Origin of the sequence: Ornatilinea apprima (assembly GCF_001306115.1) — a bacterium.
Classification (GTDB): Bacteria; Chloroflexota; Anaerolineae; order Anaerolineales; family Anaerolineaceae; genus Ornatilinea; species Ornatilinea apprima.
Genome location: NZ_LGCL01000040.1, coordinates 156,677 through 170,417 on the forward strand (window position 1 = coordinate 156,677; position 13,741 = coordinate 170,417).

10 protein-coding genes are annotated in these 13,741 nt (G+C 51.6%); 2 read left to right on the forward strand and 8 right to left on the reverse strand.

Translation table 11 applies throughout. The annotated features are described in order from the left end of the window. Positions 1-26 precede the first annotated feature (26 nt). The 6 genes from ADN00_RS16615 to ADN00_RS16640 all read right to left on the reverse strand — a co-directional run bounded on the left by ADN00_RS16615 (position 27) and on the right by ADN00_RS16640 (position 5,995). Positions 27-1,514 carry a sensor histidine kinase gene (locus ADN00_RS16615; protein ID WP_075064130.1) on the reverse strand — a complete coding sequence of 496 codons (1,488 nt, stop codon included), beginning with the start codon at positions 1,512-1,514 and terminating at the stop codon, positions 27-29. A 214-nt stretch (positions 1,515-1,728) separates the two neighbouring features. Next, entirely contained in the window at positions 1,729-2,544 is an 816-nt protein-coding gene (locus ADN00_RS16620) for a CPBP family intramembrane glutamic endopeptidase (RefSeq protein WP_075064131.1), read from the reverse strand. A gap of 265 nt (positions 2,545-2,809) precedes the next feature. Beyond that, positions 2,810-3,721 (reverse strand): DMT family transporter, encoded by a 912-nt coding sequence (locus ADN00_RS16625; protein WP_075064132.1) that lies wholly within the window; start codon positions 3,719-3,721, stop codon positions 2,810-2,812. A 114-nt stretch (positions 3,722-3,835) separates the two neighbouring features. After that, entirely contained in the window at positions 3,836-4,261 is a 426-nt protein-coding gene (locus ADN00_RS16630) for a hypothetical protein (protein WP_075064133.1), read from the reverse strand. Between the two features lie 83 nt (positions 4,262-4,344). Further along, positions 4,345-5,454 (reverse strand): NHL repeat-containing protein, encoded by a 1,110-nt coding sequence (locus ADN00_RS16635; protein ID WP_152966400.1) that lies wholly within the window; start codon positions 5,452-5,454, stop codon positions 4,345-4,347. Positions 5,455-5,641: 187 nt separating this feature from the next. Next, positions 5,642-5,995 (reverse strand): hypothetical protein, encoded by a 354-nt coding sequence (locus tag ADN00_RS16640; RefSeq protein ID WP_075064135.1) that lies wholly within the window; start codon positions 5,993-5,995, stop codon positions 5,642-5,644. A 125-nt stretch (positions 5,996-6,120) separates the two neighbouring features. On the opposite strand from ADN00_RS16640, the gene ADN00_RS16645 reads away from it, so the two are divergent. Together ADN00_RS16645 and ADN00_RS16650 are read left to right on the forward strand one after the other, a co-directional pair. Next, positions 6,121-9,216 (forward strand): tetratricopeptide repeat protein, encoded by a 3,096-nt coding sequence (locus ADN00_RS16645; protein WP_160317553.1) that lies wholly within the window; start codon positions 6,121-6,123, stop codon positions 9,214-9,216. Between the two features lie 56 nt (positions 9,217-9,272). After that, positions 9,273-9,800, forward strand: a complete 528-nt coding sequence (locus tag ADN00_RS16650; RefSeq protein WP_075064137.1) for a UPF0158 family protein — start codon at positions 9,273-9,275, stop codon at positions 9,798-9,800. A gap of 25 nt (positions 9,801-9,825) precedes the next feature. On the opposite strand, the gene ADN00_RS16655 is transcribed toward ADN00_RS16650, so the two are convergent. Both ADN00_RS16655 and ADN00_RS16660 read right to left on the reverse strand, forming a co-directional pair. Then, positions 9,826-11,061: an MFS transporter gene (locus ADN00_RS16655; RefSeq protein WP_075064138.1), complete on the reverse strand. Its 1,236-nt coding sequence runs from the start codon at positions 11,059-11,061 to the stop codon at positions 9,826-9,828. Positions 11,062-11,112: 51 nt separating this feature from the next. Beyond that, positions 11,113-13,689, reverse strand: coding sequence for a PEP/pyruvate-binding domain-containing protein (locus ADN00_RS16660; protein ID WP_075064139.1), 2,577 nt, complete (start codon positions 13,687-13,689; stop codon positions 11,113-11,115). Positions 13,690-13,741: the final 52 nt, after the last annotated feature.

Sequence of the window (13,741 nt, forward strand, 5' to 3'; positions counted from 1 at the left end):
ATATTAACAAAGAGCGTTTTTTAGACTTAAGACAACTCCACCATAGCAATGATTGTGGTGCCAACTGACAATGTTGATTCAATCGTAAGTGTTCCGCCAATTTCAGCCATGCGTTGCCTCATCCCATTCAAGCCAAGAGAATGAGGGGAGACCGCCGTTGGCTCAAAACCACGGCCATTGTCTTTGATGGTGATGGTTACCACTTTGTCTGTATGTTGGAGGGAGAGGAGCACTATATCCGCCTCGGCATGCCGGGCGACATTGGAGAGCGATTCCTGGAAAACGCGGTAAAGCGCCTGTTCGATATTGGCTGGCAAGTTCGGTTCGCCGTTGAAGGTGGTTTCCACTTTAATTCCGGTGTGTTCCTGCCAGCGATCCGCATAATCTTTCATCGCCAGGGCCAGTCCGCGCCCTTGCAGCGCAGCCGGACGAAGTTCGTCGATAATGAGCTTCAAGTCTTGCTGGGTTTCGCGGTTGAGCTGCAGCGCCGCGTCGAGATGCTCCACTGCACTGGATGGGTCGTTGGTCAGCAGGTTCTTGGCCGCAGAAATCTGCATGCGAGAAGCGTAGGTCTGTTGCTTGACCGTGTCGTGCAGGTCTCGCGCCAGGCGGTTTCGCTCTTCCATGCGGGCCAGGTCATCGCGGGTATGCAACAGCGATTGTAACTGCCCGGCCATGTTGACAAGATCGCGGGTTAATTCCCCCACTTCATCGGGGGATTGATCGTAGGGAGCGGGTGTAAAATCGCCCTGGCTCCAGGCTTTCGCGGCTTCCGAGAGATTGGCGAGACGCTGGCGCAAACCGCGAGAAGCCAGCCATCCAAAGATGGCCCCGACCGGTATGGCGATCGCAAACATCACCAGGAGAGTAATGATGAAGACCGTGGTGTAGTTGTAAATCACCTGGCTGGACGGCACGGCAAGAACAGGCGGTTTGAGCGTGTAAACCACAATGGCTGCCAATGGGTCATTTTCGCTTTTTCGCAGTGGGAAAGCCGCGATGTACTGGCCATCAGGTAGGGTAAAGCTCTGAGCAGTATAATTTTTGTCGCCAACGAGAGCCGCGCTTAAAATGGATTCCAATCCAACGCCATTCTCAAGGCGTGCTGTAAAGGGCTTTCCGATTTTTGCCGGGTCCACTGCTGGCGCCGCAGCAAGCAGATTCAATTGCGGGTCGAGGATGTAAATTGGCTCCGATTCCGTTATAAGCGTGTTGGCATAATCCAGTGTTTCATCCACTGTGTAAGATTGAAAATCGGTCCAGATGAAACCCTGTGCCTGAATTCGCTCCACCCATTTTTGAAGGGCAGGCGGGTCATTGACCAGATAGGGAATATTGTCTTGGAATGCGGTTTTTGTCCAGTAAAAACTATTGAAGACTCGGGTTTGAACTTTACTTTCTGTATAAAGAGCAATCCCAACACTTAACGCAGCCAAAACAATGATTGTTGCGGAGGTCACCACCGCGTAGGAAAGAGTCAGCTTCCATTGAAGGCGTTTTAAGATTTTGGTCATAGTAAGAACCATGAAATCGAAAATGGGTATTTGACGTCTGGGAGTATACCATAGCCAGGGCATACTCCCAGACCAACGATAGGATCACTTTGGACTTGCGTGTAGCAAAGTTATTTTCTCTCCACCAGCCCTTCGTTCACTCCAGGGGTGATCAGCAATGGCATGAGGGATAGAAGAGCAAATAAGAGTAGCGGCAAAAAAACGATCAGAAAGGTCATGCACTCATCTCCAAATTCAGGGAAGCTGGCTCTACTTTTCGAAGGATAATCAGACCGTAAATGAAGAGCGGCAGCGTAATCAGGATGCTCACCACGGCGCTTTCAATCGACATCACCGGCACTTCGGTTCGTAAACCTCCGCCGATAGAAATTTCTCGCAACGTTGCTGCCCAGTCCACTGCGGCGTGCAGCACGATCATGGGCCAGATTGTGCGATTGCGTAATATGCAAGCCGCAAAGATGACCCCAAAGAAAATGCAGAAGATAACCTGTGTCACATTGTTCAGCAGCGGCTTGCGGCCAGCCAGGAAGTTTGTCAGGTGCGCCAATCCGAATAGCACGCTTGCGACCAGCACAGACAGGTAGATGCCTTTGCGGCTGCTGCCCCATTTCTTTAGCAGGGCGGTTACAACCACACCACGGCAAAGCACTTCTTCTACCCAGCCGGTGGAAAGTGCCGTTAGCAGATGAAGCACGATCAACAATGGCTTGGAGGTATCAATAACAATGCCTTCTTCCACATTGATCAAGGTAAACAGCAGCAACGGCCAGCCAAGCCAGAGGGATTTCCATTTTTTGAATGGGGTAAACCCGGCGGTATCCAGCCAGTTGAAGCGTTTGATTAACCAGAAAAACAGCAAACCGGTTAGGCCTTGTTCCAGAATAAGGGTAACGTAATGAGCGATCTGATCACCGGTATAGGGAGACAAAAGAGTCTTGAGGGGGATCTCCGTGAGCACAACCCCCAGGACAAGCGCCAGCAGTGAAAAGAGAACGGGTTTGTTTTTTGCAAATTCGTGTATTTTTTGCATCGGTTTATTTCCTTTCAGTCTTGGTAGTTCGATAGCCCCAAGTATAGAAGCAGAACCGCTTCCACGGCTCACCCGCCAGATGGATTATGGCTCCGTCTGGCGGGGGATTTGTTGACCTGTTAGACATACTTATTCAGGCAGCCGAATAAAAAATGGAGCCGTTATTCACGGCTCCATGGAGGAGGTTTTTGAATGAGCGCTGGTTATAGATGGCGTGCGTTTAGCATCTACAACAAAAGCTCAAGGTTGGTAGAAAAAATATCCCCTACATCGCAAACAGAAGATAGATGCCTGCAAATGCCACCATCGCGCCTACGATGGCGCGCACACTGATCTTCTCTTTCCGCAGGGCGGCCATGGGCAGCACAAACAGCGGACTGGTGGAGAGCAGGGTTTGCACAATCCCGGCAGGAGCCAGGTCGAGCGAGATTTGCTGCAGCCATAGGCACATGTAGGTGCCGAAAAAGGCCGCGCCAAAAATCCAGCCCCACAGTTTACGGGCTTCATTTTTCTTCATCCATTTTCCGGGCGGTTGGTGCGAGATCAACAACCAGACAAGGATGAAAGCAGCCCCAGCCACCAGGCGCAGAACGGCGCTTTGCAGCGAGCTGATTTCCGTTTGGGTCAGCACGGCCCGCGACATCACTACCCCCGTTGCCTGGCCGATGGCTGAAAGAAGCCCAAAAATGATTCCGCGCCAGCGATATTTAGGATTAGCTTGCGCGGACCCGTTTTCATTTTCCTCGGTGACTACCCAGATGATCCCGCCCACGGCCAGGAAGATACCCACCCAGGCCCACACCGATAAGGATTCGTTGAGAAAGATGAGGGCGATAATGGCCGCGATGGGCGGAGCAAGGCTCATCAATAGCAAAGCCAGCCGCGCGCCCAGGTCTTTTAATGCCTGGAAATAAGCCGTATCGCCGATGCCAATGCCAATCACGCCGCTGACCAGCAAAATCAACAACCCCTGGGGGTGGATCGCGGAAAGCGGCTCACTGAGCAGGAACGAGGTGCCGCCTAACAAGAGGATGGCCAAAAGTCCCTTGACCAGGTTTAATTCCATGGCAGAGATATGTTCGCGGATGCGTAAGAATAAAAAGGAGACTGCCGCCCACAAAAAGGCCGCAGTCAGAGCCGCGATTTGCCCGCCGTATACCAATAATCCATTTTCCATCTGGTCCGCCTTGATAGGATCGTGTGATAAACAACCGGTCTATTCTACCCTACTTCGCGGCGCAAATGATGGGAATTAAGTTCGTCTTATCAGCAGTAAACAATTTTTTCACCATTAATCTATGTAGCGGTTCAGAGCTTCCGGAGGGAATGCCAACGCCTGCATGAAATTCTGCACTGGTTTAACCACAAAATCTCCATTTTCATAACTTGTTCCCGGATCAAAATATAATGAGCAGGTGGTTTCATCTGCAAAGCGCAATATGTAAGTCTCGGTTCCACCGCCATCGGGCGGATCGGTTGGTTCGATGCGCTTGATATTTGCACAATCTACGTTCTTAAGAGCACTAAATAACGCTTGAAGTGTTTTTTCGTCAGTTTGCACATTCCAGGTTCCCGCATTTACCTTTGTATCAGGGGTTTTTCCATTGCGAAGGAAGGTAACAGCATCCTCGTTGACGATGATTTCTTCATGCCATTGAAGCTCAGGGAGAATGCTTCCGGCATCTGATGTGTAGGTGACTTCAATCAGCTCATTCATCCCCGTCTCCGTTTTTTGTAGAGGTGAACACCCGCCAGCCAGGGTGAACGTAAAGAAGGTGAACCAGCATAAATATAGTTTTCTCATTGTTCTTCCCATCGATAGGCTGTCAAAAACCCGTTTTCACAGATGAAGACAAAGCGACCATCCCCTGTTACAGCAATGCCGACAGGGAGTTGAAATGTTCCTTCGCTCCAGTCGCTGCCGTCGTAGTTAAGATGACCAAAGCGGCCGATTAAGGTGCCCTGTGGATTGAGCACATAAACCGCGCTGTCATCGGGACTGGTGCTCATGAGCACATAGAAGTTGCCATGATCATCGATTGCCAGGTCAGACACGGATGACGGCGCAAGTTCAAGATATCCGATTGTATCGAGTATTGCCCCAGTCATCGGTTCAATTCTAAGTAATCCGCCTTCAATCTGGTCACTGATATACAAATAAGCATCGGGGTCAAAAGCCAATCCCTTATAGCCATCTATTCCCCTGGGTTCCAGGTAAATATCTCGAACCCAATCCCCCGTGTCACTGGTATACACACGAATCCGCGATGTTTCTTCAGATTCATCCAGCAGATAAACATTGCCGTCATAAGGGCTAATCGCTACTGCTTTGGGGTAATTCCAGGCAAAGTCTTCACCTCCCGCAACGACCTGTGTTCCATCAAACAACATGGATATGTACCACTGATACACGTTATCGGTTACAACAATCATTCCGAAGCGATCGGCTGCGACGTCTCGTAAATTCGATTCGGACGGCACGCTATAGGTTTTGAGTAAGTTGCCTTCCACATCGTAGCGGTATAGGCCGTTGCGTCCATTGGCCAGAAACAACGAGTTCTCCAGCGGGTCAACGGCAATTCCACCGGGGAATTGGCTGTCCGCATCGGAAAGCGAATCGGCAGGTATGGGTATGCGCCAGAAAACTGGCAGGTCAACAAAGCCGGTCAGGTTCCCAACCAGCTCTACCGCGTCGATTTGCATTGGCTGATCAGTGTTGGAGAAAGTGAGAATCACGGTATCGACACTCAGATTTTCAGAAACGGGAATGGTGAATATTCCCGGGCAAGCGCCATCTGTATCAGCATTTCCGTTAAAGATCTCTCTGCCTAAACCTGATGAAGAATCCAAGACCTCTACTCTCATTCGGCCACCGGGGTTTCCGCTGATAACCACATTTACTTCCGTCATACTCACCCTGTAAGGGTAGGTTAGCTGGAGGAAGTATTCCGATGGGCTGGTTTCTGGATTCAGATTCGTCCAGGCAGCGAAGGCGTCTCCACACATGTCTACATCCGGAGAACCCAAAACCATATCCGTTTCCGAATACATCAGATCAGAAACGGCTTCTACTGCCCATAACCGCCTCTGATTGTCGTCAATTTTTGCTTGCTGGCTTGATGGCGGGAGGATAACAGCGGTTGAAGTGGGGGGCGGAGTTGGCGATAAATCCCGCGGCGCTGGGGTGAGCGTTGGCAAAAGGGTCGGCTCTGGCCTGTCTTGGATTGGGGCGCCACACGCAATTGCTGAGCAAATCAAGATTCCAGCCAGCCATATCCACGGTTTTTTCATCCTCAATCCCTCCATCATTGTTCACAAGGAAACACGAATTGCTCTTCAAAAACTGAATGCGAATAACAAAATTACAAAACCAATAACGGATAAAATAGATATTGTATGGGTTAGCTTTATTGTATTCGCGCACCGTCATAAGACCGTCAAAGAACCACATTCATCTTTCACCAGGTACACAAGGCAGTGATTATGGCCAGATTGCAAATCCGGTGTTTAGGCGATTTTCAGGTGAAATACGATGGAGCGGTTGTCTCTGGTTTTGAGACAGAAAAAGCCCGGGCATTGGTCGCTTACCTGGCTGTCGAGATCGGCAGACCGATTAAGCGTTCGCATTTGGCTGGTTTATTGTGGACGGATGAGACAGAAGAGCGCGCGCTGCATAACCTTCGACAGACCTTGACCAGCCTCAGAAAAGTTTTCAATCATCAGCAAAACGCAACTGAATACCTTCTATCGGATCGAGATTCCATCCAACTGAATCCAGAAGCGGATATCTGGATTGATGTTGGTGAATTTAAGAAGGCTCTGAAAAAAGCGTACCAACATGTAGAATGGAAGAACGGTCACGGTTTGATCAATATTCGCTGGCTCTTCAAAGCGGCAGATCTTTTTGAGGGCCAATTTTTACGGGATTTCTATCTCAGCAGATCCGCCTTGTTTGAAGAATGGGCGTCTCTCACACGCGAAAATATCGCCTTGCAGGCGATACGCGCGCTGACATCGATTGCCAATTACCACGAGAAGCGGGGAGAATACCATCTCGCCATTCAATCTTCCATGCGGATTGTTGAACTCTCTCCCTGGGATGAATCTGCCCGCATAAGGGTAATTCGTATGTTAGGGGTAGAAGGACAATGGAGCGCAGCGCAGAGTCAGTATTTTGCATTACAAACCTTCCTCAAAGAGCAGTTAGGGGTGGTTCCATCTGCGGATGTTATTACCTTAATGGATAAAATTCGTTCCGCATCTGCTGGAAAGGATGTCATTCATCCCCACTACCCAGTCATCAGGAATCATTTGCCCAGGGCCATTTCCAGTTTCATTGGTCGAAAGGCTGAACTGGATGATGTGATGGATTTGATCGTATGCAGCGAAAACCGCCTGATTACGATCTTGGGAACGGGCGGTGTTGGAAAAACGAGATTAGCCATTGAAATTGCGCAGCAGTTGGTTGGTATTTTTTCAGATGGCGTATATTTTGTGCCTGTAATAACTGCGAACCATCCTTTGCAGGTGGTTCAACTGATTGGAGAAGCGATTGGGTTGGTTTACTCGGAGCAAATTGACCAAAGAAAACAGATGTTGGATCATTTGCGAGATCGAGAAATCCTCCTGGTCTTGGACAACTTTGAGCATCTTCTTGTCGATCCAGAAAGCGCTCAATTACTGGACGAGATCCTTTGCCAGTCATCTCGTATGCGAATACTGATCACTTCTCGTGAAAAAGTTAATCTGATTCAGGAATGTGTTTATCTGCTGCACGGATTGAGCTTTCCGACTGATGGGGGAGTAGCGCTTGAAGAAATTCAATCTTACGACGCGCTGGATTTGTTCTTCAGAAGATCAATTCAGATGCAGCGCGGTTTCAAATTCGATGATGCAAACTTCAATGCTGTCATCCAGATCTGCCGCGCTGTAGATGGGCTGCCTCTTGGGATTGAGTTAGCCGTGGCCGCCATTCAAGAAGTTGGCTTTGAAACTGTTGCGCAAAGAATAGATGTAGACCTGAATGTGCTGACTTCGAACATGGCCAACACTCAACCGCGCCACCGCAGCTTGAAGGCGGCTTTTGAGGTTTCCTGGAGCCTTTTATCTGGTCTTGAGCAAGAAGCTTTATGTCGTTTATCCATTTTCCGAGATGGTTTTGACCGGCAAGCCGCCCAGGCGGTTGCTTCTGCCTCTGCTTTCATTCTTTCAAGTCTGGCGGCAAAATCATTGCTGCGCGAAGAAGACCATTATCGCTGTACTCTTCACGAAGCAATCCGGCAGTACGCGCAGGAAAAATTGGCCGATCGAGGGGATTTACAAGTTACCCGAGAAAAACATGCTGGTTATTATTCATTGTTTTTGGCTGAAAAATCTGCGCATCTATTGGGGCGCGATCAATCGACAGCATTGGCTGATCTACACCGGGACTTTGGAAATGTGAGCCTGGCATGGGAATGGATTTGCGATAATAAGCGTATCGCGGATATGGAAGCCTGTGTAGACAGCCTGCATCAGTTTTTCTCCATCCGCAGTCTTTTCTACGAGGGCATTCAATGGTTTCAGAAAGCCATACAAAGTATCGAATATGAGAAGGGTAATGAGCGCGCGATGGGTATGTTGCTATCCCGTTTGGGATCTCTTGCCTATACTATCCGCGAAAACGATCTGGCAAGCCAATCTCTATTAAACGGTGAAGCAGTTCTGAATAAGGTTGCAGATCAGAAGGAACTGGCCTATTGCCGGGTTCATCTCGGCTGGTTTTATCAGAGAGAGAAAAACTTCCTTTTGGCACAGCAGTACGCGAAACTGGCGTCCGATTTTTTTGAGCTGGCTCAAGATCATCTTGGCATATCGTCCGCTCTCTCTTTAATGGGCTCCATCTGGAACCGGCAAGGGAATAACCGCGAAGCCAAATTTGCGTTTGAACGCGCTCTAATTTCCTGTCGGCAAGGTGGCAACCCCCGCCAGCTGATGATTGTGCTCAATCGACTGGGCGACCTGGCCTGCTATGAAGGCGATTACCAGCACGCCATTAACCTGTTCAATGAGTGTTATGAGATCAGCGTGAATTTGGATGACCGGTACAATCAAGCGATCATGCTCAATAACCTTGGAACAATCTTTCATCTTCAGGAAGAATTTGAGCGGGCAAGAGAGCATTATCTGCGCAGCCTTCAAATCTGTGAAGAAATTGGCGACCAGGACGGCATCGCATTGGCCTATAGCAATCTTGGTGAGCTGGCTACCGTTCAAGAAGATTTCCAGGCCGCGCTTAAATATTCTGAAAGCGCCTTGCGAATTGCGGAACGACTTCAGGAACATTGGACAGTGATCGTGTGCCTCAACAGCCTGGGAGAAATCTACTGTGCACTGAACAGGCTGGATAAGAGCCAGGAATACTATCTGCGCGCGATTCGCCTGGCGCTGGATATCAACGGAATTGACCTGGTGGCGCGGGTGAGCGTGAATTATTCCAGAGTATTGCAGTTGAAACAAGAGTTTTCCACTGCAACCGCATTGCTCCAAGCCGCGCTGGCTCATTCATCCACTGAGCCCGACGCGCGGGAAAAAGCTGTACAATGGTTAACAGAGATGAATGCGAACCCGAATGTGAGCAACAATGATCAGTTGATTGAGGCCATCGTCCGGAAAGCCATTCGCCATTCATGATTCTTCCTCTACTTTCATCTCTTAACGCATATTGACCAGTTTTGAGGTGATGTTAAATGAAGAAACTGATCGTTGATCTGAGTGAACTTGAATTCGCATTTGAGTCCAGCAGCCCCTTGAATATCTTCTATCTGGATACGGAAACTGGAAAAATCATCCCCATTGGCGAGGATGGTCAGTTTTTATATCAGCAGATGAATGATATGTACTATCGCTCCGAACTTGAGAGAATTGACTGGGAAGCGGCTTTCGCATCGGGGCGGGTTCAGGATTGGCAGAGAGAGTTGCTTCTGGAAATAGATCAGATTGAGACCGATGTGGAAGGCCGTTTTGAGCGCGTGCCGATTGAAACATCCAGCGGCGCTTACGCGGACATGCAGACCTTTATCGATACGATTGCCGACCCGTCCTTGCAGATCCGCCTGAGAGACGCCACAAGCGGGCGCGGCGCGTTCCGGGCGTTTAAGAACATCCTGCTTGATTATCCAGAAGAAAGGGAGCGCTGGTTTCAGTACAAACATGAACTGCTTGTAGAGCGAATGCGCAACTGGCTGGAATCGATTGAAATTGAAGTAGAAGAATAATGCCGGCAAGAGCCGGCATCAAATCTCAAATCACCACGGCCTGGTTTTTCTCGTTGGATGGTTGACGGCGAATTCCAACCAGACAAACCAGCAGCCCCAAGAGCAGGGAAACCGCGCCGCTGAAAAACGGATAGACAAGATTCAGATCATACAGGTAGCCCGCCCACAGCGGGCCAACGATGCGCCCCAGGCTGGTTGCGGCGCTGTTCATACCCATCACGGTCCCCTGGCGCTCACCCGCGAAACGGGAGATGTACCCATTCAACGCCGGGCCAACCAGCGCCAATGATAGGGAGAAGAATCCCAGCGCCAGTAGAATGGTCAGGAATTGTCCAGCCAGAGCGAAGAATAGAAAGCCAAGCGCTCCGCCAAAAAGGCCAACACGGATGAGAGGCAGTTCGCCAAAGCGGCGGCACAGCGGCCCGGTCAGCAGCCCTTGCACGAGAACCAGCACTCCTCCCATCACCATCCAGACGATACCAACCTGTTGGGTGTTAAATTGGAAGCGGTCAACCACATACAGGCCGGTGATGCCCTGAAAGCTGGTCAGGCCAAAACTCATGATGAAAATGGGCAGCAGCAGAATAGCTGCCGGGCTGGTGAATACCTGGCGTAGCTCCAGACGGTTTACACGCGGTTTACGGCCGGATGGCGCCTGGGGAGCCTGTGATTCTGGCAAGATGAAAATTACCAGCAAAAAGGCCAGGAACGCCATGCCTGCGCCTATAAAAAAGGGCAACGCCAATGAGTCGGAAGAAAGCAATCCGCCCAGCAGTGGGCCGGCCACAACGCCTATGCCCATCGCCGCGCTGAGCTGCCCCATACTCTGGCTGCGTTCTTCCTTAGGCGCGTGGTCGCCTATGTAGGCCATGGCAGTTGGCATGGTGGCCGAAGAAAGGATGCCTGAGAGCGAGCGCGCCAGAAAGAGCATCCACAATTGATCGGCCAGCCCAAACAAGAATAGGGTGATGGCATAGCCCAGAACGCCAATGGTCAGCACCGGTTTGCGCCCGATGCGATCCGAGAGCATTCCCCAGGCCGGGGCGCAGATCAACTGCATCAGCGAGTAGCTGGCCATCAGCCAACCCAATTCGCGTCCGCCAGCGCCCAGCTTTTCAATGTAGAAGGGCATGATTGGCATGACCATGCCGTAGCCGGTCATAACCACCAGTAAAGTAAAACTCAAAATCGTTGCAGGTTTTTTCATGTTCATCTTTGATCTCGTTTTGGCGCGCGTCGAAGCAGACCGCGAGCCTGGCATGCGGCGCGCGCCTCAGTCATTCTATTTTCTTTGGTTCGCGGGACGGGTGAGCTACTCCTCCAGCGTTACGGTTCCGGCTGCGCCATCTACCGTGATCAGGCTTCCGGTTTGAATGGTGCGTGTCGCCGAGCGCACGGCCATGACAGCCGGAATACCATACTCGCGGGCCACAATGCTGCTGTGGCTGAGTGGACCACCGATGTCGGTAATCACGGCGGATGCCAGGCCAAAGAGCGGTGTCCAGGCCGGGGTAGTGGTTACAGCGACCAACACATCTCCGGGGCGAAGTTTATCAAAATCTTCGGGACTGTAGACCACGCAGGCCCTGGCTGTAACGGTTCCGCTGCTGGTGCCCACACCTTTCAGAACCGTTTTCCCGTTACGGGTTTCAGCCTCACCGCCGCCGATTAACTTGCGCCAGCCAGATTTTTCGGGCAGCATCACTGGCGGCATGGCCTTAAGGTACGTTTGCCATTTCTGCTTGCGCTCCGGAATGCGCTCGGAAAGATTCTCGACCGCCTGGTTTTGATCGACCGCGTGCACCAACTGCATGACTTCGTTTTCTTCCAGCCAGTAGATATCTTCAATTTTGTCCATCGCGCCGCGGGCAACAAAGCGGCTGCCCAACTCCGCGAACATGCGCCGCAGCAGCGGGTGGGCCATGCCCATGTCGAAAATGCTGTCTTCTCGCATGGGGTTGGTTTCTTGCGCCCAGCGCAGCAAGCCTGTGAACCAGCCTTTCAATGGCCAGCCAGTGCGCGCCAGGACCGCGGCTGTGGCTTTCTCGCGTTTTTCGATGGCTTCTTGCTGGCGCTGGTAAGGATTACTGCCTTTTCCGCTCAGGAAGGATTTGAGGGCATCCAGCGTGGGGCCGGGTGTTTCCATCGGGGTGGAATTGGCGAAATCGAACTCATAAGCCGTGCGCCCATAATGATTAATGTGCTGTTGGAAGCGCTGTTTCCATTCTTCCCAAGCCGGGGCATCCACTCCAGCAGGCTCGGCTGGCTGGCTCATTTTTGCGAGCAGCTCTGCTGTGGCGGTATTGGTGATCATTTCGGCCAGCACAGGCGTTTGCTTCAGCCATTCGGCCAAATCGAACAGCGATTTCTCGGCGCGCAGCGAGGTGGTGTCTGAACCAACCAGAAAAACGGTTGCTTCCGGGTCAGTCTTGCGGCGAATCAGGCTGTTATAAAAGCGCGTGAAGAGCACTTCGCTGCTGGAAGCGGCTGGCAGGGTGGACTGGATATCGGTGAAGTAGACGCAGGACGCCCGGAAAATGGTGCGGATGGCATCCATTAACTCAGCGCAGGTCAGTTTTTTCAATTCCGCGTTTTCCCATTCGTCAACGATGGCAGCAAATTTCTGCCGGGCGGCCTGCCAGCGCGGCACGCTTCCGTGAAAAATAGGTCCGATTTGCGAAATGGACATTTTGGCGATGGTGAAAAAATCTTTCCCGCCCATGCGGATGCCGCCAAACACATAGCCGTTGAGCGGCACATAGAAGCCGTCTGTTCCGACCAGGTTGCGGGCGTTTTTCCCGATGACTCGGTCCCACATTTCGAAGGTAGCTTCATTGGCCAGATGCAAGCCAAGGGTGGCAAACAGGGGCGTTACCGGGCTGGGTGTGTGCTCGGCCAGGCTGCCACGCGCGTAGACGGCTTTTGGGTCGGGGGCTTTCCATTCCAGCGGTAAAACAGTGATCGGCCGCGCCTGGACGATGGCAAAGGTGTTCCCGGCCAGCGCCCATTCCACATCCATTGGCATTCCATAGAACTGCTCAATTCTCACTGCCAGTTGCGTCAGGTCAGCGATTTGTTGCGGATTCAAGACCGCTTTATTCTGCTTTGCTTGGGGGACCGGTTGTTCTTCTGTCCCAGACGAAGTGCGCACCGTCATAACCTGCTTCTCGGCAATCTCACGCCGCACTACTTTACCGGACTGCTTGTTAATGGTCAGCGTGTCGGGGGTTACCGCGCCAGAGACCACCGCTTCGCCCAATCCCCAGGCGGCGTTGATCAGCAGCTCGTCGCGCTTGCCGTTGATGGGGTTGGCGGTAAAGAGGATGCCGGCCGCGTCAGCAAAGATCAGTTCCTGCACGACCACCGCCAGGGCGACGGAATCCTGGTCAATGTTGTTATTGATGCGGTAACCGATTGCGCGCGGCGTCCACAGTGAGGCCCAGCATTTCTTTACCGCTTCCAGCACGGCGGCGGTGCCGCGGATATTCAAATAAGTTTCCTGCTGGCCTGCAAAAGAGGCGTCGGGCAGGTCTTCGGCGGTGGCAGAGGATCGCACTGCGACCGGGGCATCGTTCAGGGCGGCGTACGCCTGGCGAATAGCGTCTGCGATTTCCTGAGGCATGTGCCCGTCAATGAAGCGTTGGTTGATTTCTTGCGAGACCAGCTCCAACGAAGAGGGATCGGCCGCGTTTGCCTTTTGCAAAGCAGCCAGGATCGGAGCCTGTAGTTGGTTGGCGCTTACAAAATCGCGGTAAGCCTGTGTGGTTACATGAAAGCCGCCCGGCACTGGCAGACCGGCGTTGATCATGCGGGTGAGCGAACTGCCCTTACCGCCAGTGGTTTCAAGGTCGGCGCGGGCATCATTGAGTGAGAGAATGAGTGGTTTCATATTCCTGTTCCTTCTTAGAGCGAATGATAGTCGCTCTTATCTATAAAAAAAA